The organism is Streptomyces sp. NPDC102406, assembly GCF_044765725.1.
GTDB lineage: Bacteria > Actinomycetota > Actinomycetes > Streptomycetales > Streptomycetaceae > Streptomyces.
Genome location: NZ_JBIWKP010000001.1, coordinates 59,435 through 78,615, shown reverse-complemented (window position 1 = coordinate 78,615; position 19,181 = coordinate 59,435). Strand labels below are relative to the sequence as shown.

The 19,181-nt window shown below is 72.1% G+C and carries 18 protein-coding genes and 2 pseudogenes; 8 read left to right on the top strand and 12 right to left on the bottom strand.

Annotated elements, in window-relative coordinates:
• The first annotated feature begins 1 nt into the window (after position 1).
• The 3 genes and pseudogenes from ACIRF8_RS00415 to ACIRF8_RS00405 all read left to right on the top strand — a co-directional run bounded on the left by ACIRF8_RS00415 (position 2) and on the right by ACIRF8_RS00405 (position 1,410).
• Positions 2-853 (top strand): annotated as a pseudogene (locus ACIRF8_RS00415) (MerR family transcriptional regulator).
• 30 nt (positions 854-883) lie between these two features.
• Positions 884-1,150, top strand: a complete 267-nt coding sequence (locus tag ACIRF8_RS00410) for a hypothetical protein (protein WP_404209365.1) — start codon at positions 884-886, stop codon at positions 1,148-1,150.
• A 68-nt stretch (positions 1,151-1,218) separates the two neighbouring features.
• The gene (locus tag ACIRF8_RS00405; RefSeq protein WP_404209364.1) at positions 1,219-1,410 is read left to right on the top strand and encodes a hypothetical protein; all 192 of its coding nucleotides are present in this window, start codon (positions 1,219-1,221) and stop codon (positions 1,408-1,410) included.
• Positions 1,411-1,420: 10 nt separating this feature from the next.
• Here the strand turns inward: ACIRF8_RS00405 and ACIRF8_RS00400 are convergent, their stop codons facing one another.
• The 3 genes from ACIRF8_RS00400 to mshA all read right to left on the bottom strand — a co-directional run bounded on the left by ACIRF8_RS00400 (position 1,421) and on the right by mshA (position 5,057).
• Positions 1,421-3,070: a glycosyl hydrolase family 28-related protein gene (locus ACIRF8_RS00400; RefSeq protein WP_404209362.1), complete on the bottom strand. Its 1,650-nt coding sequence runs from the start codon at positions 3,068-3,070 to the stop codon at positions 1,421-1,423.
• Positions 3,071-3,220: 150 nt separating this feature from the next.
• Positions 3,221-3,721 carry a YbjN domain-containing protein gene (locus ACIRF8_RS00395; protein ID WP_404209360.1) on the bottom strand — a complete coding sequence of 167 codons (501 nt, stop codon included), beginning with the start codon at positions 3,719-3,721 and terminating at the stop codon, positions 3,221-3,223.
• Positions 3,714-5,057: a D-inositol-3-phosphate glycosyltransferase gene (mshA, locus tag ACIRF8_RS00390; RefSeq protein WP_404209358.1), complete on the bottom strand. Its 1,344-nt coding sequence runs from the start codon at positions 5,055-5,057 to the stop codon at positions 3,714-3,716. Before mshA ends, ACIRF8_RS00395 begins: the two co-directional genes overlap by 8 nt.
• Before the next feature lie 180 nt (positions 5,058-5,237).
• Between mshA and ACIRF8_RS00385 the strand changes: the two genes are divergently transcribed.
• The 3 genes from ACIRF8_RS00385 (at position 5,238) to ACIRF8_RS00375 (ending at position 9,015) form a co-directional block, all read left to right on the top strand.
• Positions 5,238-6,044, top strand: coding sequence for a class I SAM-dependent methyltransferase (locus ACIRF8_RS00385; protein ID WP_404209356.1), 807 nt, complete (start codon positions 5,238-5,240; stop codon positions 6,042-6,044).
• Between the two features lie 168 nt (positions 6,045-6,212).
• Positions 6,213-7,295, top strand: coding sequence for an NlpC/P60 family protein (locus ACIRF8_RS00380; protein WP_404209354.1), 1,083 nt, complete (start codon positions 6,213-6,215; stop codon positions 7,293-7,295).
• Positions 7,296-7,569: 274 nt separating this feature from the next.
• Positions 7,570-9,015: a PP2C family protein-serine/threonine phosphatase gene (locus ACIRF8_RS00375; RefSeq protein WP_404209352.1), complete on the top strand. Its 1,446-nt coding sequence runs from the start codon at positions 7,570-7,572 to the stop codon at positions 9,013-9,015.
• A 22-nt stretch (positions 9,016-9,037) separates the two neighbouring features.
• Here ACIRF8_RS00375 and ACIRF8_RS00370 read toward each other — a convergent pair whose 3' ends face one another.
• The 3 genes from ACIRF8_RS00370 to ACIRF8_RS00360 all read right to left on the bottom strand — a co-directional run bounded on the left by ACIRF8_RS00370 (position 9,038) and on the right by ACIRF8_RS00360 (position 10,601).
• Positions 9,038-9,373, bottom strand: coding sequence for a DUF2516 family protein (locus ACIRF8_RS00370; protein WP_404209350.1), 336 nt, complete (start codon positions 9,371-9,373; stop codon positions 9,038-9,040).
• A 150-nt stretch (positions 9,374-9,523) separates the two neighbouring features.
• Positions 9,524-10,165, bottom strand: a complete 642-nt coding sequence (locus ACIRF8_RS00365) for a hypothetical protein (protein WP_404209348.1) — start codon at positions 10,163-10,165, stop codon at positions 9,524-9,526.
• Positions 10,166-10,190: 25 nt separating this feature from the next.
• Entirely contained in the window at positions 10,191-10,601 is a 411-nt protein-coding gene (locus ACIRF8_RS00360; protein WP_404209346.1) for a helix-turn-helix domain-containing protein, read from the bottom strand.
• Between the two features lie 137 nt (positions 10,602-10,738).
• Between ACIRF8_RS00360 and ACIRF8_RS00355 the strand changes: the two are divergent.
• Positions 10,739-10,984, top strand: a pseudogene (locus ACIRF8_RS00355) (VOC family protein); the annotation flags it as partial.
• A gap of 3 nt (positions 10,985-10,987) precedes the next feature.
• Here ACIRF8_RS00355 and ACIRF8_RS00350 read toward each other — a convergent pair.
• Positions 10,988-12,349, bottom strand: a complete 1,362-nt coding sequence (locus ACIRF8_RS00350) for an MFS transporter (RefSeq protein ID WP_404212186.1) — start codon at positions 12,347-12,349, stop codon at positions 10,988-10,990.
• Between the two features lie 205 nt (positions 12,350-12,554).
• On the opposite strand from ACIRF8_RS00350, the gene ACIRF8_RS00345 reads away from it, so the two are divergent.
• Positions 12,555-13,046 carry a MarR family winged helix-turn-helix transcriptional regulator gene (locus tag ACIRF8_RS00345; protein ID WP_404209344.1) on the top strand — a complete coding sequence of 164 codons (492 nt, stop codon included), beginning with the start codon at positions 12,555-12,557 and terminating at the stop codon, positions 13,044-13,046.
• Positions 13,047-13,064: 18 nt separating this feature from the next.
• Here ACIRF8_RS00345 and ACIRF8_RS00340 read toward each other — a convergent pair whose 3' ends face one another.
• The 5 genes from ACIRF8_RS00340 to ACIRF8_RS00320 form a co-directional block, all read right to left on the bottom strand.
• Positions 13,065-15,089 (bottom strand): HelD family protein, encoded by a 2,025-nt coding sequence (locus ACIRF8_RS00340; protein ID WP_404209342.1) that lies wholly within the window; start codon positions 15,087-15,089, stop codon positions 13,065-13,067.
• Positions 15,090-15,194: 105 nt separating this feature from the next.
• On the bottom strand, positions 15,195-15,845 hold the full coding sequence (locus ACIRF8_RS00335; protein WP_404209340.1) for a TetR/AcrR family transcriptional regulator: 651 nt from the start codon (positions 15,843-15,845) through the stop codon (positions 15,195-15,197).
• Complete coding sequence (locus ACIRF8_RS00330) at positions 15,842-16,936, bottom strand: phosphotransferase family protein (protein ID WP_404209338.1); 1,095 nt, start codon at positions 16,934-16,936, stop codon at positions 15,842-15,844. The genes ACIRF8_RS00335 and ACIRF8_RS00330 overlap by 4 nt, the downstream gene beginning before the upstream one ends.
• A gap of 56 nt (positions 16,937-16,992) precedes the next feature.
• A complete protein-coding gene (locus tag ACIRF8_RS00325) occupies positions 16,993-18,138 on the bottom strand; it encodes a phosphotransferase family protein (RefSeq protein WP_404209336.1) in 1,146 nt (381 codons plus the stop codon).
• A gap of 132 nt (positions 18,139-18,270) precedes the next feature.
• Positions 18,271-19,149 carry a GntR family transcriptional regulator gene (locus tag ACIRF8_RS00320; protein WP_404209334.1) on the bottom strand — a complete coding sequence of 293 codons (879 nt, stop codon included), beginning with the start codon at positions 19,147-19,149 and terminating at the stop codon, positions 18,271-18,273.
• Positions 19,150-19,181: the final 32 nt, after the last annotated feature.

Below are 19,181 nucleotides of genomic sequence, written 5' to 3'. Positions count from 1 at the left end.
CATGTTCACCATCGGGGACTTCGCCCGGCACGGCCGCGTATCGGTCCGGGTGCTGCGCCACTACGACGCCACCAGCCTGCTGCGCCCGGCCCATATCGACCCGGCCACCGGCTACCGGCACTGCCACGCCGCCCAGTTGACCCGTCTCAACCGTGTGATCGCTCTCTAGGACCTCGGCTTCACCCTCCGGCAGGTGCGGGACATCGTGGACGAGAAGGTCACCACGGAGGAGCTGCGGGGCATGCCGCGGCTGCGGCGGGCCGAGTGGGAGAGGGCCATGGCCGCCGCGGTGGCACGGCTGACGCGGGTCGAGGCGAGGCTCCGAGCGATCGAGAGCGAGGGGCAGATGCCCACGAACGACATCGTCGTCAAGGACGTCCCCACCGTGCGGGTGGCGCACCTCACCGCGACCGCCGCGAGTGACGAGCCGGAGGCCGTCGGGCCCGTCGCCGGACCGCTCTACGACGAGCTGTTCCGGCGTCTGGACGTGGCGGGTATCGCGGTCGGCGGGCCCGGGGTGGCGTATTACGAGGACGCGCCCGAGGGGGACGGCCGGATCGTGGTCCACGCCGCGGTCCAGGTCTCCGCCACCCTCCCGGAGGGCCACCGGGAGGGCGAGGCGGGTCGGGCGGGTTCCCTCCAGGTCGTCGATCTGCCGTCCCCGCACCCGGCAGCGACCATCGTGCACCGCGGCTCGATGGACGGTGTGGTGCCCACGGCGCAGGCGCCGGCGCGCTGGATCGACGCCAACGGCCACCGGTCGGTGGGCTACCCGCGCGAGGTCAGCCTGGAGTGCCCGGAGAACCGTGCCGACTGGGTCACGGAACTCCAGGCGCCCGTGGTGCGGGCTTGACGCGAGCGCGCGACGGGTACGGGACCGTACATGTCCGACGTCTCCAGGACCGACGAGCCGCCCAGAACGCTGGTGGGCGGTGTCGAGGTCTCCGTGCCCAACAGCATCCCCGCGATCCGGGCGGCGCTGCCCCTGCGGCGCCGCCCGGAGTTCGACCGGGCCATCAACGCGGCCGGGGTCGATGAGATCCACGCCGTCATGCGGCACTGGATGCTGGAGGCGGTGCCCGATCCGGAGGCCGACGCGATCCTCGCCCGGCTCGCCCGGGACGAGGCGGAGAGGCGGGGCCCGGCTTGAGCCGTCGCCGCAGGCGCAGCGCCTGCCGTATCGCGTACGCCCCGCCCGCCGACGATACCCTGGCCAAGATGGCGGACCCGGACGGGTTCCGCGAGGAGATGGCCCGCACGCTCGCCCATGACCCGTACGGGCACGGTTCCACCTCGGTGGCCGGTGAGCGCGACCGCCGCGAGGCGACGGTCGGCGGGGCGATCGTCCTGTACTACGTGTCGGGGACCGTGCTCACCGTGACCGTCGTCCGGATGGTCGCGCTGGGCTGACCGGCCCGGCTCAGAGTCGCCGTTGGGCCTCGTACAGGTTCGCCGGCCGGACCTCGTCCGTCGTCCCGTACAGCTCCAGCCGGGAGTGGAGGTCGCCGGGGAAGTCCGGCACGTCGATCTGGCCGAACTCGCGGACCGTGTTGAGGCCGACCGTCGCGCTCCACGGCGCGAGCCCGTCGATCTTCATGAGGCCGGCCCGTTCGTTGGTGACCCTGATGTTCCAGTGGGTGAAGCGGGCGCCGAACAGGGGCCCCGCGGAGGCGTCACCGCCGTGCTGACCGGTGTTGTCGACCGTGATGTCCGTACGGACGTTCGCGAACGGCATGCCCCGGTGCGAGTCGAAGGTGCCCATCTCCATCCGGCCGCTCGACCAGACGTTGTACGAGGACAGCCCCTCCACGTTGATGCCGTGGAGCTGCGTGCCCGCGGGCGCGTCGACCGTGCGCCGCTCGATCACGAAGTCCTCGACCAGGTTGTCGTGCGAACCCTCGCGGCAGTAGTACGGGTGGTGCGCGCCGCGCCCGGTGACCCGGGTGCGGCGCAGGGTCGAGGCGGAGGCGGCGATGAACCCGAAGCCGTTGTCGACGTTGCGCACGGTGACGTCGTCGACCCGGCAGTCGTACGTGCACTGGAGGGCGAGCCCGTTGTAGCCCTTGTCGAGCAGGTGCGGCGCCTGCGGGGTCTCGACCGCTTCGAGCGTCAGGCCCTCGACGCCCGCGCCGGTCAGAGCGGTGACGTGGGTGGTGAGCCGCGGGTCCCATTCGGGGCGTACGTCGAGGGGCAGCGGGCGTTCGAAGGTGACCCGGTTCCGTCGTACGGAGGCGATGCGCACGGGCCACTCGTAGGGGACGTAGGAGGTCAGTTTGGTCTTGTCGTCCCAGGTGTAGGACTCGGGGCCGGGGCCGCCGCCCGCCATGTGCTCCAGGAGCGTGTGGTCCGCGTCGTCGGCGAGGCGCAGCAGGACGAGGTCGCCCGCGCGGAGTCGGCGGGCGTCGGCGACGGTGACGGACCAGGAGCCGCGCCCGGCGGGCTCGACGGTGGTCAGGGTCTGCCAGGCGTCGCGCCTGTTGCCGGTCCAGCCCTCGAACGGCCAGGTCTTCGCCCTGATCGCGGCGGTGAGCGTACGGAACCGGTCCTCGGGGCAGAGCCAGATCAGGCCGCCCGCCCAGGACCAGGACGACTTGTCGCCGCCGTAGCGGGAGCCGTAGACGCCGATGAGTTCGGTGAGGTTCTTGGTGGCGTACAGCGTGGTGCGGCTGCTGCCCGCGCCCTTGAGCACCACGTCGTCGTGGCCGATGTGGATGAGGTCGTCGATGCGGTACGTGCCCGGGCGCAGGAGCACCGTGCCCCCGCCGGCCCTTCCGGCTGCGGTGAGGGCACGGTTGATCGCGGGGGCGCTGTCGGTCGTGCCGTCGGCGACCGCGCCGTAGGACTCGGCCCGCAGGACGCGGCCCGGGCGGTCGGAGCGGCGGCGGCCCGCGCGGCCGACGTACGGGATCTGCGGGTGGGTGAACGGGGTCTCGGTGAACTCCCGCCAGATGTGCGGGACTTCGCCCACGGATTCGCGCCCGGTCGCGGCTGCCGCTCCCGTCCCGGTCACGGCGGTGGCGGCCACCGCGATCGCCCCGCCCAACACGCCGCGTCTACTGAGGTCCCGCACCGCTGCCACCCTTCATCGACCCATGCGTCCGCGAACGTACATGTACATGAACGACGTTCACGTGAGTGCCGGGCGCGAGCATGCCACGGTGCCCGCTGGCGCGGAAGAGGTCGTGCAGCGGTTACGCGTGGACGGTGAGGCGGCGTCGGGTCACGAGGAAGGGCGCTCGATCAGATGAGTGAACGCATCCAGGTTGCGGGTCGATTCGCCGCGCGCGACCCGCCACTCGTACTCCTTGCGGATCGCGCTCGCGAAACCGAGCTCCAGGAGGGTGTTGAACGCGCCGTCGGCCGCTTCCAGGACCGAACCGAGGAGCCGGTCGAGCTCGTCGGGTGTGACGGCGGCGAGCGGAAGCTTGCCGGTGACGTAGATGTCACCGAGCGGGTCGACCGCGTAACTCACGCCGTACAGGCGCAGATTGCGCTCCAGGAGCCAGCGGTGGACGCCGCTCTCGTTCTCGTCCGGGTGCCGGATCACGAAGGCGTTCAGGGAGAGACTGTGGCGGCCCAGGCGCAGCGAGAGCGTGGTGGAGAGCTTGCGCGTGCCCGGGAGTGTGACCACGTAGGAGCCCGGTTGCGGGCACTCCCATTCCAGCTCGGCGTCCTTGAGCGTCGCCTCGATGATCTCCGCGGCCTTGGGGTGGTCAGCCATGGTGCGAGGGTACGTGACGGCGGTGTTCCTGCATGGCGGCGGTGTAGACGTCGGCCGTAGCGGAGGCCGCCGTGTCCCAGCCGAAGTTCTGGGCGTGCCGGGCCGCGGCGGCGCCCAGGCTGTCCACGAGGTGGGGATGGTCGGCGAACTCCCGCAGCACGCGCGCGTAGTGGGCAGGTTCGTGACCGTCGACGAGGAAGCCGGTCTCCTCGTGCCGTACGGCTACGGGAAGGCCACCCACCGACGCGGCGAGGACGGGCGTCCCCGCGGCCTGCGCCTCTATGGCGACGAGCCCGAAGGACTCGCTGTAGGACGGCATGACCAGGAGGGACGCGGCGCGGAACCAGTCCGCGAGCTGGTCCTGGCCGACCGGCGGATGGAAGCGGACCACGTCCGCGATGCCGAGCCGGGCCGCGAGCTTCTGGAGGGCGGCGGGCTTGGCGAGGCCGCTGCCGCTCGGGCCGCCGACGACCGGCACGACGAGCCGCGACCGCAGCTCGGGCCGCTCGTCGAGCAGCACGGCGACGGCCCTGAGCAGGATGTCGGGGGCCTTCAGCGGCTGGATGCGGCCGGCGAAGAGCGGCACGAGGGCGTCCTGCGGCAGGCCGAGCCTGGCCCGGGCCGCGGCGCGCCCGTCGGCGGGTCGGAAGCGCTCCAGGTTCACCCCGGGGTGCACGACGGCGACCTTGCCGGGGTCGGCCTCGTAGTGGCGGACGAGTTCGTCGGCCTCCTCGGCGGTGTTCGCGATGAGGCGGTCGGCGGCGCGCACGATCTGGGTCTCGCCGATGACGCGGGCCGCGGGCTCGGGGGTGTCGCCCTCCGCGAGCGCCGCGTTCTTGACCTTGGCCATGGTGTGCATGGCGTGCACGAGCGGCACGCCCCAGCGCTCGGCGGCCAGCCAGCCGACGTGCCCGGACAGCCAGTAGTGCGAGTGCACGAGGTCGTAGTAGCCGGGGCGGTGACCCGCCCACGCCTGCATCACGCCATGGGTGAAGGCGCACAACTGGGCCGGCAGCTCCTCCTTGGCGAGCCCTTCGTAGGGCCCCGCGTCCACGTGCCGGACCAGCACGCCGGGGGCCAGCTCGACCTCGGGGGGCAGGCCGCCGGTGGTGGCCCGGGTGAAGATCTCCACCTCGATGTTGATGGCGGCCAGGCGCTTGGCCAGCTCCACGATGTACACGTTCATACCGCCCGCGTCGCCCGTCCCGGGCTGGTGCAGGGGTGAGGTGTGCACGCTCAGCATGGCGATCCGGCGGGGACGCCGGAAGCCGCCGGGGAACCTCAGCCGGGCCGGCGGAGCCCCGGAACGGCGGAACCTGGTCACGTACTGGCTCACGTGGCGGGCCCTCCTCGATGGGGCGTACAAGCGGTACAGCGGGCACGGCTCGGGGAGGGCAGGGGCCCTCCTCCAAGGGCGGCAACGCCGGAGCACGCTCCTCCATTTCCAGTTTGCCGAATCATTACCGTTCGGGCCTCAACCAAAGTGCGTTCCCGCGCACCGCATACCCTCGTAGCCATGAGCCCGCGTACCCCTTCCCGACCCGTGGGAACGGTGACGCGCGGAACCACCAACCCCAACCGGCTACGCCGCATGGACCGCTGGATCGCCGCCACGCACGGCGCCGCGCTGCGCCGCGCCGCCGACCCGGTCGCCGTCGACCTCGGCTACGGCGCCGCGCCCTGGACGGCTGTGGAGCTGCTCGCCCGATTGCGTGAAACCGCGCCCCACGCGCGCGTGGTCGGCATCGAGATCGACCCGGCGCGGGTCGCGGCCGCGAAGCCCTACGAGCGGGACGGGCTCACCTTCCGGCACGGCGGCTTCGAGCTGCCCCTCCCGACGGCGCCCGTACTGATCCGCGCCGCGAACGTGCTGCGCCAGTACGACGAGGACCAGGTCGCCGGGGTCTGGGAGCGGCTGTGCGGGCGGCTCGCGCCGGGCGGTCTGCTGGTGGAGGGAACCTGCGACGAGATCGGGCGGCGGCACGTGTGGGTGGCGCTCGATCCGCGCGGGCCGCGCACGGTGACCTTCGCGACCCGGCTCGGCTCCCTGCACGCCCCCTCCGACCTCGCCGAGCGGCTCCCCAAGGCGCTGATCCATCGCAACGTCCCCGGCGAGCCGGTCCACGCCTTCCTGCGGGACTTCGACCGGGCCTGGGCGGCAGCCGCGCCCTACGCCTCGTACGGGGCGCGGCAGCGCTGGATCCGTACGGCGCGGGACCTGTCGGCCGACTGGCCCGTGGCCGACGGGCCCGCGAGGTGGCGGCAGGGTGAACTGACCGTGACCTGGGCGGCATTGGCTCCGCGCCCTCCGTTCACCGGCTGATCGGCCGCCGCTCATCGGTTCGGGGGAACGATCACGGCGGTCCGTTCGTCACACGGTGCGGGGTCTGTCGCATTCGGCGCTCACGTGGCACCATCCCCGGAGCACACGCATGTTACTGACGGTTAATCAGGTTGGTCGTGGTTGGTCGTGGTTGTGGGGGCGGAGCGGATGAGCAAGCGGAGCACGTGGACGATGGCGGCCGTGGCGCTGGTGTGCGCCGTGACCGTACTGACGGCCCCCGGCGCGGCCTACGCGGCGCCGATCCCCGAGCCGACCCCGCCGAGCGGCGCGGCATCCGCCCCGAGCGCCGCGGAGACGCGTGACCTCGAAGCCGTCCGCAAGAAGATCGAGAAGCTGTACCACGAGGCGGCGGTCGCCACCGACGCGTACAACGCGGCGGAGGAGAAGGCCGACAAGCAGTCCGTCGAGATCGTGAAGCTGGCCCAGAAGATCGCGGCGGGCCAGAAGAAGCTGGACCGCATCAAGGGCGGCGCGGGCGCGGCGGCCCGCGAGCAGTACCGCTCGGGCGGGGTGCCGCGCGAGGCCCGGCTCATGCTCTCCGGCGACCCGCAGCAGTTCCTCGACAACGCGGGCCGTATGTACCAGGGCCAGCAGGCCACGAAGAACCTGCTCTCCGAGCTGAAGCGCACCCAGAAGGACCTCGCCGACTACGCCGAGGACGCCTCCGCCAAGTGGAAGGACCTGGAGGAGGGCCGCAAGAAGAAGGCCGCGGCGAAGAAGCGGGTCGAGAAGCAGATCAAGGAAGCGCAGACCCTGGAGAACCGGCTCGAGAAGAAGGAGCGCGAGCGGCTCCAGAAGCTGGAGGAGGAGGCCGAGCAGAAGGCGCAGACGGCCTGGCTCTCCTCGGGCGTCCTGAAGGAGATCGACGGCAAGGCGACGAAGTCCGGCAAGGCGGCCGTCGCGTTCGCCACCGCCCAGCTCGGCAAACCGTACGTGTGGGGCGCCGAGGGCCCGAAGTCGTACGACTGCTCGGGGCTGACCTCACAGGCGTGGGCGGCGGCCGGGCGGCCGATCCCGCGCACGTCGCAGGAGCAGTGGAAGCAGCTCAAGCACATCGGCGTCGCGGACATGCGCCCCGGCGACCTGATCATCTACCACGACGACGCCAGCCATGTCGGCATGTACATCGGCGAAGGCGCGATCATCCACGCACCGCGCCCGGGGCGCAGCGTGACCGTCGCCGGGGCCGGGTCGATGGCGATACTCGGAGTGGTGCGCCCGGACGCGTGAGTCGCCGCGAGCCGCCGCTGGGCCGGTGACCTGGGACACGTGACCCACCGCACGCGCCCCGTGGCGGTTCCGGCGCCCCGGCGTGATGTTCGTCATCCCCCGGTGGCACCCGCGGCTCGCGAACCCGCCCCATTCCGGTACCGGACGCGGCATATGACTCCGGCCGACCGGCGTTCACCATTCCGTTGAAGCGCCGGGTACCGCTAAGGTCCCCGTCTGGTGGACGAGGACCTTCGTCCCACCGCGCCCTCGGGGGAGGGAAGGAAACCGAGCGATGCCCGTACCCGTACCGCGGCAGAGAGCCATCCCCGCCGTGGAAGGTGGCCAGGCTGCGCCGACTGCACCCGATACACCGCCCACGACGCCCACACGGAACACGACGCACACACCGATCACGCCGCACCCACCGCGCCCGACGGCCACGCCGCACGCGTCGGCCGCCACGACCGCACCCGCCTCGGCGACCGCACCCGCCTCGGCGGACCGTCAGGGCGCGCCGGTACGTCAGAGCGCACCGGCCCGTTCCGGCTCCTCGGCGACGACCGGTTCCTCGACGCTGACGTTGCTGGTCATCGAGGACGATCCGGCCGGTTCGTTCAGCATCCCCGAGATGCCGGACGCCGCGGGCAGGCCGATCCGGGTGCGAACCGCCCGCAACCTCACCGAGGCCGAGCGGCTCCTCACCCATGACGTCAACTGCGTCCTGCTCGACCTCGCGCTGCCAGGTCCGAAGGCCGACGCCGACGCGGACACCGACGAGCTGGAGACCCTGCGGCACGTGCTGCGCCTCGCGCCCCGGCACGCCGTACTCGCGCTGACGACGTCGGGCGACGCCGAGCGCGCCGCCGAGGCGGTACGGGTGGGCGCCCAGGACTATCTGTTCCGCGACGAACTGGACGCGCGACTCCTGGGCCGCGCCGTCCGCTACGCCGTCGAACGCAAGCGCGCCGACATCGCCCAGCGCAAGCTCACCGAGTCCCGTATCCGCGCGCAGGAGAACGCCCGCCTGGAGCGCGGCCTGCTGCCGACCCCGCTGCTCGACGGCTCGCCCCTGCGCTTCGCGGCGCGCTACCGGCCCGGCCGCTCGCGCGCGCTGCTCGGCGGCGACTTCTACGACACGGTGCGCACGTCCGACGGCACCGTCCACGCGATGATCGGCGACGTCTGCGGCCACGGCCCCGACGAGGCGGCGCTCGGTGTGGAACTGCGGATCGCCTGGCGGGCGTTGACCTTCGCGGGCCTGTGCGGCGACGAACTGCTCTCCACCCTCCAGCAGGTCCTGGAGCACGAGCGGGAGAACGACGAGATCTTCGCGACGCTGTGCACGGTGGACATATCGCCGGACGGCCGTCGCGCGGGCCTGTGCCTGGCGGGCCATCCGGCACCGCTGATCGCGAGCCCGGAGCGAGCGGCGACACTGCTCCCGCACGAGAACGGCGGTCCGGCGCTCGGACTGCTGCCGAGGGCCCGCTGGCCGCGTACGCAGGTGGAGTTGGGGGCGTCCTGGAGCCTCATGCTCTACACGGACGGTCTGATCGAGGGTCGGATCGGCGAGGGCAACCAGCGCCTCGGCCAGGAAGGGATGCTGGAGCTGATCCGGCGTCGGCGGGCCGACGGCCTGGGCGGCGAGGAGTTGCTGGAAGCCGCCATGAACGAGGTGCGTGACCTCAACGGCGGCGACCTGACGGACGACGTGGCGATCCTGCTCCTGGACCGCTGAGCCCAGGGCGCCTTGCCGGGGCTCAGCGTCCGCCGTTGTAAGGCCCGTACGGTCCGTCGCTGCTGGAGCCGCGTCCCCTGCGGCCCCCGCCACCGGAGATCTGCCGGACGGCGGGCCGCACGTCCACCATGTACACGATGGTCGCGACGAGACCGATGATCGGCAGGAACGACAGGATCGGGAACAGCAGGTTCACGACGAACACGAGACCGAGGATGATCAGCCAGAACGGCTTGGTCTTCTTGTCCGCCGCTCGGTAGGCGTCCTCGCGCCGGACAGCGGCGTCGATGAGCGCGAAGCCGCTGAAGACGATCAACGCCATGCTCAGCAGCCACATGAAGTTGGCGAACCCCTGCATCAGCACAACGCCACCACCAAAATCGTCTTCTTCAACGGTCCTACGGGTTCCTGACCGGGTCCCCGTGTCCACGGGGCCCACGGCCTCTGGCCACCGTACCCGGCCGACGAGCCGGGCACGCGGTACGTGCCCGGCTCGTGATGCGGCGGGTTACTTCTCGGGCGTCGCGGGGTCCGTCGAGGCCGTGGTGGCCGTGGGAGCCGGGCCGTCGGCGGAGGAGCCCGTGTCCGTGCTCTTCTTCGCGGTGGCCGTCTTCTTGACCGGCGCCTTCTTGGTGGTGGTGGCGGCCTTCTTCGGGGCCGGGGCGGCGGCGGCCCCGGACTGCGGGCCGGGCTCGGGGTCGGGCTCGACGGCCACGGCGATCTCGTTGATCTCCTCGGCGGCCTCACCGCGCCAGGCCTTCACGGCCTCCTCGCCGTGTTCGGCGACCTTCTCGTAGGCCTCGCGGGCCTTGACGGCGGCTTCGGCGGCCAGGCCGACACCGCGCAGGGCGAGGTCCTGGGCGCTCTCGCCGAACTTCTTGAGGTCGGTGTCGAGGACGGCGACGAGTTCGCTCACCTTCGCGGCGACCGTGGCCTGGGCCTCCTTGGCCCGCGCCGCCGCCTTGTCCTGCACTTCCTTGGGGTCGGTGTTGCGCACGGCCTCGAAGCGCGCGGGCGCCTCGGCCCGCAACTGCTCGACGAGCCCCGGCACCTTCTTGGCCTGCTGGAACGCCAACTCGGCGGTACCGGCGGCGAAGTAGAGCGGGGTCGGGTCGGAGAAGGTCTTGCGCAGGTCGTCCTTGATGGCCATGGCGTGGTCCTCCGGGATCACATGTCTACTGCTTGCTCGAGGGCTCGGCATCGCCTTCGTCGCCGCCTTCGTCGCCGGCGCCGGCACTGGTTCCGTTCTCGTGCCTGAATGACTCGTAGATCTGCAACATGACGTGCTTCTGACGCTCGTTGAGGGAGGGGTCGGCGAGAATCACCGCACGCGTCTCCACCTCGTCCCGCTCCCGCTCCGCGTCGAGGATGCCGGCGCGCACGTACAGCGTCTCGGCGGAGATCCGCAGCGCCTTGGCGACCTGCTGCAACACCTCCGCGCTCGGCTTGCGCAGCCCGCGCTCGATCTGGCTCAGATAGGGGTTGGACACACCGGCGGCATCGGCGAGTTGACGGAGCGACAGTTGCGCGTTCCGACGCTGTTCACGCAGGTACTCGCCGAGACTTCCGACGTTGAGCGATGCCATACGTGGATACTGCCCCATCCCCGCTAACTCTTGCAAGCATTTGCTTGCAAAAGTGTTCCATGCCACGTGCCGGCCCATGGTGAGCCCCGCCCACTTCTCCAGGTCTTCCCTCTCCGCGCTCTCGCGCGGCGCCCTGCGAGTTCATCGCCACGACCCCGGGCCCGGAGGTCAGCGCTCCGTTCGGGCCGTTCCTGCCCGTCGACCTCGGCAACGGCGTGACGCTCGACTACTACGAGAAGCACGACGAGCCGATCCAGCCCCAGCACTCCGCGTTCCTCGTTCCCGACGAGCGGTTCGACACCATGGTCGCCCGTCTGGAGGTGGTCGGCGTCGTTCACTACGCCGACCCTCATCACACCGAACCCGGCCGGATCAACCGCCTCTTGCTACCGAGCCGGTTCCGGCCGGGCGGGGGCCGGGTGGCGCAGGACCAGGAGTGCCACCGCGAACGCCGCGCCGATGAGGGCGGCGCCGACCGCGAAGGCGAGCCGGTAGCCGTCGGTGAGCGCGGCCTCGCGTGAACTCCCGGAGGACAGCAGGGACTTCGTGCGGGTCGCCGCGAGCGTGGACAGGACGGCGACGCCGAGGGCCATGCCGATCTGCTGGGTGGTGTTGAAGAGGCCGGAGGCGAGCCCCGCGTCCTCCTCCCCCGCGGCGGACATGCCGAGCCCTGCGAGCGCCGGGAGGACGAGGCCGCCGCCGGAGATCAGCAGCATCACGGGGAGCAGGTCGAAGACGTAGGAGCCCTGGACGGGGACCCGGGCGAGGTAGCCGAGGGCGGCGGCGAGCAGGACGAGGCCCGCGAGGAGGACCTGGCGCTCTCCGAACCGCTGGGAGAGCCGGGCCGAGACGCCGAGGGATACCACCCCGATCATGAGGGCGGCGGGCAGCATCGCGAGGCCCGTCTCCAAGGCCCCGTATCCGAGCACCTGCTGCATGTAGAGGGCGGCGAGCACCTGGAAGGCGAACATCGCGGCGAGGGTGAGGATCTGCGTGACGCCGGCGCCGACGACGGCCCGGGTGCGCAGGATGCGCAGCGGCATGAGCGGGGTACGCGCCCGGGCCTGCCGCACGACGAATCCGGCGATCAGTGCCGCCGAACCGCCGAGCAGCCCGACCGTGCGGCCCGAGCCGGCCCCGTACTCCTCGATCTTGACGACGCCGTAGATCCCGAGCATCAGTCCGCCGGTGATCAGCAGCGCGCCCCACGCGTCGGCCCCGGCGCGCAGTCCGAGGCCGCGGTCGGCGGGGAGCGCGGGCACGGCGAGGGCGAGGACGGCGGCGCCGATGGGCAGGTTGATGAAGAAGATCCAGTGCCAGTCGAGGGCGTCGGTCAGTACGCCGCCGAGGACCTGCCCGATCGAGGCCCCGGCGGCGCCGGTGAAGCTGAACACCCCTATGGCGCGGGCCCGTTCGCGCGGGTCGGTGAAGAGGGTGACGAGGATGCCGAGGCCGACCGCGGCGGCCATGGCGCTGCCGACGCCTTGCAGGAACCGGGCGGCGAGCAGCACTCCCGGGCCGGTGGCGACGCCCGCGAGGAGCGAGGCGGCGGTGAACACGGCGGTGCCCGCGAGGAACATCCGCTTGCGTCCGACGAGGTCGCCGAGGCGCCCGGCGAGCAGCAGCAGGCTGCCGAAGGCGATGAGGTAGGCGTTGACCACCCAGCTCAGGCCGCCGGGCGTGAAGTCGAGGTCGTCCTGGATGGCGGGCATCGCCACGGTGACGATGGAGCCGTCGAGAATGATCATCAGGGTTCCGGTGGCGATGACGCCGAGGGCGAGCCAGCGGGAACGGGTGCGAGGTGTCGCGGGTGCGTGGAGTACGGCGGACACGGCGAGGGCCCTTCCGGTCGGGCCGCCGCCCACTCCGGGCGGCGACAACGGCACGACCGTAGCAGATAGTTTTGTTGCAGACGATATTTCTCGGAACCAGTTGTGAACTATCCTGGACGCCATGACCGCCATGACGCCCGCGCCCACCCGGACCAGGCCGGACCTCTCCTACCTCCTGGACCACACCAGCCACGTGCTGCGCACCCGGATGGCGGCGGCGCTCGCCGAGATCGGGCTGACGGCACGCATGCACTGCGTCCTCGTGCACGCGCTGGAGGAGGAGCGCACCCAGAACCAATTGGCCGAGATCGGCGACATGGACAAGACGACGATGGTGGTGACCGTCGACGCCTTGGAGAAGGCGGGGCTCGCCGAGCGCAGGCCGTCGAGCACGGACCGGCGGGCGCGGATCATCGCGGTGACCGAGGAGGGCGCCCGGACGGCCGCGCGCAGCCAGGAGATCGTGGACGGGGTCCACGAGGAGGCGCTGGCCTCGTTCACGGCCGCCGACCGGGAGGTCTTCCTGCGCCTGATGAACCACCTCGCCACGGGCCACCTCGCCACCCCGGCCCCGGGCCCCACCCCGGCACGGCGCCCACGTCAGCGCGGCTGAGAGCCCTTCGCCCCGGCCCTATCCGGCCGCGAAGGGCAGATCCCGGGCGCACACGACGTCTAGGCGCGACACCGCCCGGGTCAGCACGACGTACAGCCGCTCCATCCCCCGGGCCTCCGCCTCGGTGATCGCGGCCGGTTCGACGGCGACGACATGGTCGTACTCCAGCCCCTTGGCGACGGCCGCCCCGAGCACGGTGACCCGGGCCCCCAGCTCCTCGGGCCCCGCCGTCGCCACACCCGCCGAGTCCAGCGCGTCGCGTACCCGCGCCACGTCCGCCTCGGCCGCGATCACCCCGACCGATCCCTCGTGCGCGAGCGCCCGCCGCACGGCCGCGACCGCCCCGGCCACCACGTCCGGCACCCTCTCGACACGCACCTGCCCGTCGCGGCGCAGGGACCGCGCGGCGGGCACGTCGACGTCGATGTGGTCCAGGACCCGGTTGGCCAGCGCGACGACGGCGGCCGGGACCCGGAACCCCGTCGTCAGCGGCACCACGGTCGCCCCCGGTTTGCCCAGGTGGTCCAGCAGCTCGCCCCAACTCCGCGCCGCCCACGGCGTGGTGCCCTGGGCGAGGTCACCGAGCACGGTCAGCGAACCGAAGGCTGCGCGCCGCCCGACGGCCCGCGCCTGCATGGGTGACAGGTCCTGCGCCTCGTCGACGACGATGTGCCCGAACCCCTCGGGGTGATCGAGCAGCCCCGCGATCTCGTCGAGCAGCACGAGGTCGGCGGCGGACCACTTGGCGGACTTGTACGAGCGCGGGGGCCGCGCCCAGAGCAGCGCCTTCTGCTCCGCACCGTCCAGCACCCCGTCGGCCGCCCGGCCCAACTCCTCCGCGCAGGACAGGAGTCGGCACAGTACTTCCTCCGGTCGCACCCGGGGCCAGGCGGCGTCCACGTAGGCGCTCATCGCCCGGGACCGGCCGATCTTGTGCAACCAGAGGTGCGTCGCGGTCACACCCCGGCGCTCGGCCCGCTCCTGGATGTACCGCACGGCCCGGCTGCGGACGCGCTCGCGGCCCACGGCGTACGGCGGGTCCTCCTCCCGTACGGTCTCCACGATCCGCCGCAGCTCCGGGAGCGGCACCCGCCACCGGTACGCGCCGTCCGGCACGGCGAGTTCGCCCGCGGGCCCCTCGGGCGAGACCCGCGCGTACAGCGCGCGCCGCACCACCTCCGCCATCCGTACGTCGTGCTTGACGACGGCCGCCGCCTCCTCGTCCCGGCCGCGCGCCTCGCCGCGGGCGAGCAGTTCCTCCACGGTCGACTGGCGCACGCCGCCCTCGCCGAGCGCGGGCAGGACGGCGGAGATGTAGGAGAGGAAGGTCCGGTTGGGGCCGAGGACGAGCAGGCCGCTCCGCCGGAGCCGCCGCGGGTAGGTGTAGAGCAGGTACGCGGCCCGGTGCAGGCCGACAGCGGTCTTTCCGGTGCCGGGCGCGCCCTGCACGCACAGGGAGGTGGCGAGCCCTTCGCGGACCAGGTCGTCCTGCTCGGGCTGGATGGTGGCGGCGATGTCCCGCATGGGGCCGACGCGGGGACGCTCGATCTCCCCGGTGAGGATGCGGCTGCCGGTGCCGCTCTCCCCGGCGGCGAGCCGTTCGTCCTCGATGCCGGTCAGGTCGGCCGAGTCACCGAGGCTGCCCGGTGCCCAGCCGAACCGGCGCCGTACGTCCACACCCTGTGGATCCGCGGCACCGGCCTGGTAGAACGCCCGCGACACCGGGGCCCGCCAGTCGACGACGAGGGGCGGGGCCGCCGGATGCTCGGAGATCCGCAGCCGCCCCACGTGGTAGCTCTGCCCGGCGTGCTCACCGGACGGCCCGAAGTCGAGCCGGCCGAAGAACAGCGGGGCCTTCGGGAGTTCCCTGAGTTCCTTGGCCTGGCTGCGCAGTCGGTGGCCGAGCACTTCGGCGTCGGCGCCGGACGCCGAGGCGTTCTCGCCGATGACGACCTGTTCGTCGGCGCCCTCGATCATCGCGGCGAGGGCGGCGCGGCAGGCGTCGTGGAAGCGGCGTTCGGCGTCGAGGGAGGGCTGGCTCATACAGCCAGGCTAGCCTAAAACGTAACCGAGTTACGTTTGTGACCGATCTCCACTATCGCCCGCACGAGCCCTCACCCCGCGTGAACCCTCACCCCGCATGAGCCCTCACCCGCGGAACCTGTCCGGCAAGCCGTCCGCCAACTGCCCGAACCCCAGCTCGGCGGCGCGCACCGCGTCCGCCTCCACGTCGTCGGCCGACTCCCCCGCCCGGATCCGCCGCACGTTCTCCTCGGCCAGGATCCGCTGCACCGCCACGATCTGCCCGGCGGCGAGCCGCGCCTGGACCGGCGGCCCACCGAGCGCCTCCGCCAGCGCCCGCTCCGAGCGCTCCTGGTACCCCAGCAACCTCGCCACCAGGGACGGCGTCCCGTACAGCAGCCGCTGGTAGGCGAGCACCGCCGGATGATCACAGAGCCCCGTCACCGGATCGCGCCGCCCGAGCCCGGCCAGAAAACGCTCCCGCAACGCCTCGACCGGCGCCTGCCCCTCCGCCCGGCCCGCCACGACCCGGGCCGCCTCGTCCTCGTGATCGGCGAACCGGTGCAGCACCAGGTCCTCCTTGGCCGGGAAGTACCGGAACAGCGTCGGCTTCGACACCTCCGCCGCGGCGGCGACCTCCGCGACCGACACCTTGTCGTACCCCTTCTCCAGGAAGAGCCGGACAGCGGTGTCGGAGAGGACCTGCCGGGTGCGCTGCTTCTTGCGCTCACGCAGGCCGGGGGTGGGGGCGGGGTCGGGGGCGGTGGGGCTGGTCATGGTTGTGCAGGGTAGCCGCGACACCACTGCGCGAGCGCGGCGGAGATGTGCCGTACGGAGGGGACGCCCTCAAGACCCAGCGGCAGGGCACCGTGCGCCAGCACCCCGTGCAGCCCGAGCGCCGCGCGCCACAGGCGGGCCGCCTCCGGCGTGCCCTCGGCGCGCAGCTCCAACCCGCGCCGGATCACGTCGGTGAACACCGACTGCGCGCGCTTGAACCCCAGCAGGAGCGGGAGATCGCGGCGCCATCCCGCCGACGCGCCCGGCCTGACCTCCTCCACGGCCTCGCACCACAGCCGGGTCACCTCCCGCTCCTGCGGCAGCGGGTAGCCCATCAGGTGCAGATGGGTGGCCAGGTCATAGAGCGGATCGCCGATCATGGCCAGCTCCCAGTCGATGACCCACAGTTCGCCACCGGCGTCGACGATGAGGTTCCTGCGGTGGAGGTCGCCGTGGACCAGGCACAGGGGGCGCTCGCGCAGGCCCGCGACGAAGCGGCGCAGCCTTCGCAGCGCGTCCCGGTCGACCCCCAGGGCGAGGAACAGTCCGCCGAACGCGTCGGCATGGGCCTCGTAGACGCTCTCCTCCACGAAGGACATGAGGCCGTCGAGGCAGGCGCCGGTGTCGCGTTCGTCCGCCCGGCCCGGCGGGGTGTGCCCGCGCTCCATGCCCACCGTGCGGTCGGTGACCGAGACAAGTTCCCGGAACACGTCCACGATCTGGAGCACCAGACGGCCCGGCACCGGGTCCCCCGGGGGACAGAGCCGGGCCAGCGTCTCGCCCTCGATGAAGCGCTGCAGTCCGGCGCCGCCGACCTCGATGAACTCCGGCACCCGGCGCACCCGCCGGCTCACCGCGCGGACGACGTCCGCCTCCGAGGCGAAGCACCGGCGGTCGAACCGGACGAGACCGGCCCGAGCCGCCCGGCTCTTCCAGCGGACCTGCCGCGCGCCCTGGCCCGCCCGCAGCGGAAAGACGTAGGTCTCGTGGTGCGCGCCCGTCAGCGGCCCCTCGACCACCGAGGCGTCACCACAGAGCTCCACCGCCGACCGCCAGGCCGCACTGGTGCCGCCGTTCCCGGAACCCCCCATGGGAAGTCAGCATCGACGCCCCGGCGAGCGGCCGCAACGGTGTGGTGAGCCACCCCTCACACGTCGGCGGACGGCTGGATCCCTCGGTCGGCGTGCCATGCGTACAGCGCGGCGCGCCCCGTCGCCAGGTCCGGGCTCTCGCCGTCGAGGCCCAGCGGCTTCCAGGCCCGTTCCATCGCCCGGCACACCCGCCGCGCGGCCTGGTCGACATCGTCCTCCGTCGGCGCGTCGCCCAAGGAGAGCGCCGCGCGCATCACGTCCGGGAAGACCGACTGCACATGCTCGAAGTCCAGGTACCACGACAGGTCGGTCTCCATCCCGCGTGTCATGGGCTCGTGCCCCGCCTTGCACATGGCCTCGGCCCAGAAGTCCGTCATGGCCCGCCGCTCCGCGTCGTCGTACTCCATCCGGACGAGATGTGTGGCCAGCTCATGGAGCGGGTCGCCGTAGCACGCCAGCTCGAAGTCGATCACGCACAACTGTTCGCGTCCGCCGGGTGCCCGCGCGACCACCACGTTGCCCCGGTGGACATCGGTGTGCAGCACGGCGAACGGACGGTGCGTCAGCCCGTCGCGCGGATCGTCGGGAAGGCGGCACATGAACTTCTCGATCGCGTCGCCCGGGATCCCCACGGCGTGGAACAGCGCACCGAAGGTCTTCTCGTTGACGCGGTGGACCTTGTCATCGGCGAACTTGGCGAGCCAGCCGAGGAACTGGCGGCTGCTGCCCGGCTCCGGCCAATAGGACTCGGGCAGCTCCGGCAGCGCGTGGACGGGCACGGAGGCCAGCCGCGCGAAGAAGTCCGCCAGGGCCCTCAGCCGCTCCTCGCCCACGGGACCGGACGGACGGACCACCGACAGCGGGTCCCCGACCAGATAGGAGTGCAAGGACCACTCCCCGAAGTCGGCGAGGCACCGCGGGACCTGGGTGAGGCTGCCGTCCAGTGCCCGCAGCACCTCCGACTCGCGGCGCCACAGTCGCGGCACCACCTCCACGGTCTCCACAGGGGTACGGAACTTGCCGCTGACCCCGAACACCCGCCCGCCCACACCGAGCAGCACAGCCAGGGGGAATCCCAGCGGCGCGATCAGGTTCTGGTTGTGATAACCCGCGGTGATCTCGCCCTGCCGGGCACGTCGCCGCCCCTCCGCGAGCTTGCGGACCAGCGCCTGACGGGCCCTGCGGCGCAGAGGTGACGACATGAGCGCACAGAGTAGCGGCTGGTGCTGCTGGTATCACGGCGTGTCACTATGTGGACGGCATCGATTCTTGTCGTCCGGCGACGTGTCTTCCTGCCTCCCGCGGCGGCGCCTCCCGCCCGATCGGGCACCGGTTCATTTCACCGGCCAGGCGACCTCTTCCCAGACCCGGTCGAACGTCAGTTGTTCGGCCTCCATCAGCGCCTGTCCCTGACCGCCGTCCGCCTTGTCGAAGACGAACATCTCGGTGTCCGCGCCCTCCACGTCGCGCAGCATCACCGGCTCCGGATAACCGTCGACGTCCCGCAGGTACTTGCCGGGAATGTAGTGGCCGAGCAGGAGTTCCCGCCGGTTCAGCAGATACACCTTGCGTATCGGGGTGCCGCGCAGTGTCCGGAACTCCACCCGCACCTTCACACCGACGTCCTCGCCCAGCTTCATGAGCACCTGCTGGAGGATGGTGCGGTGCGAGCTGCCCTGGATGCGGTTGCGCAGGTCTATCGCCTCGTCGAGGGCGGCGTCGTGGCCCCAGCCCATCGCCGGGGAAGGGTAGTCCAGGCGCTGGTCGGCCCGCGGCAGCATCACGCGCACCTCGATCGACCGGGGCACGAACGTCCGCTCGTAGACCTCCCGCAACGGCTGCCCGAGCGAGAGCACCAGCGTCTCCGCCGTCAGGCTCACCACATCGAGCCGGACGTCCCGCGCCTGGAAGGCGGTCACCAGACGCGGCCCGAGGATGCTGCGCGCCGACTGCACCACATGCGGGCGCGCACCTGCCACCGGGGCGACCTTCGGCGGCGATCCCTTGCTGACACTCGTCAGCATCCCGGCGGCCTGGAGTCGCTGCAACGCGGCACGCACCGTGCCGCGTTCCACGCCGTACCTCTCCGCCAGCGCGGCCTGGGTGGGCAGCCGGTCGCCGGGCTTGAGCTCTCCGGACCGGATCCGTTCGCGCAGGTCGTCGGCGATCTCTTCGGGAGTGGTGAGGGGGGCGGTCCTGATCTTGTCGTTCACCGCGACCTACTTCCCTACCGCCGTGCCAAGGT

Excerpts from the sequence above, each read along its gene's own strand:
- ACIRF8_RS00410 (WP_404209365.1), top strand. The coding sequence starts at position 884 with ATGTCCGACGTCTCCAGGACCGACGAGCCGCCCAGAACGCTGGTGGGC.
- ACIRF8_RS00385 (WP_404209356.1), top strand. The coding sequence starts at position 5,238 with ATGAGCCCGCGTACCCCTTCCCGACCCGTGGGAACGGTGACGCGCGGA.
- ACIRF8_RS00365 (WP_404209348.1), bottom strand. The coding sequence starts at position 10,165 with ATGGCCATCAAGGACGACCTGCGCAAGACCTTCTCCGACCCGACCCCG.
- ACIRF8_RS00405 (WP_404209364.1), top strand. The coding sequence starts at position 1,219 with ATGGCGGACCCGGACGGGTTCCGCGAGGAGATGGCCCGCACGCTCGCC.
- ACIRF8_RS00330 (WP_404209338.1), bottom strand. The coding sequence starts at position 16,936 with ATGGGGGGTTCCGGGAACGGCGGCACCAGTGCGGCCTGGCGGTCGGCG.
- ACIRF8_RS00340 (WP_404209342.1), bottom strand. The coding sequence starts at position 15,089 with ATGAGCCAGCCCTCCCTCGACGCCGAACGCCGCTTCCACGACGCCTGC.
- ACIRF8_RS00380 (WP_404209354.1), top strand. The coding sequence starts at position 6,213 with ATGAGCAAGCGGAGCACGTGGACGATGGCGGCCGTGGCGCTGGTGTGC.
- ACIRF8_RS00360 (WP_404209346.1), bottom strand. The coding sequence starts at position 10,601 with ATGGCATCGCTCAACGTCGGAAGTCTCGGCGAGTACCTGCGTGAACAG.
- ACIRF8_RS00350 (WP_404212186.1), bottom strand. The coding sequence starts at position 12,349 with ATGATCATTCTCGACGGCTCCATCGTCACCGTGGCGATGCCCGCCATC.
- ACIRF8_RS00375 (WP_404209352.1), top strand. The coding sequence starts at position 7,570 with ATGCCCGTACCCGTACCGCGGCAGAGAGCCATCCCCGCCGTGGAAGGT.
- ACIRF8_RS00335 (WP_404209340.1), bottom strand. The coding sequence starts at position 15,845 with ATGACCAGCCCCACCGCCCCCGACCCCGCCCCCACCCCCGGCCTGCGT.
- ACIRF8_RS00395 (WP_404209360.1), bottom strand. The coding sequence starts at position 3,721 with ATGGCTGACCACCCCAAGGCCGCGGAGATCATCGAGGCGACGCTCAAG.
- ACIRF8_RS00345 (WP_404209344.1), top strand. The coding sequence starts at position 12,555 with ATGACCGCCATGACGCCCGCGCCCACCCGGACCAGGCCGGACCTCTCC.
- ACIRF8_RS00325 (WP_404209336.1), bottom strand. The coding sequence starts at position 18,138 with ATGTCGTCACCTCTGCGCCGCAGGGCCCGTCAGGCGCTGGTCCGCAAG.
- ACIRF8_RS00370 (WP_404209350.1), bottom strand. The coding sequence starts at position 9,373 with ATGCAGGGGTTCGCCAACTTCATGTGGCTGCTGAGCATGGCGTTGATC.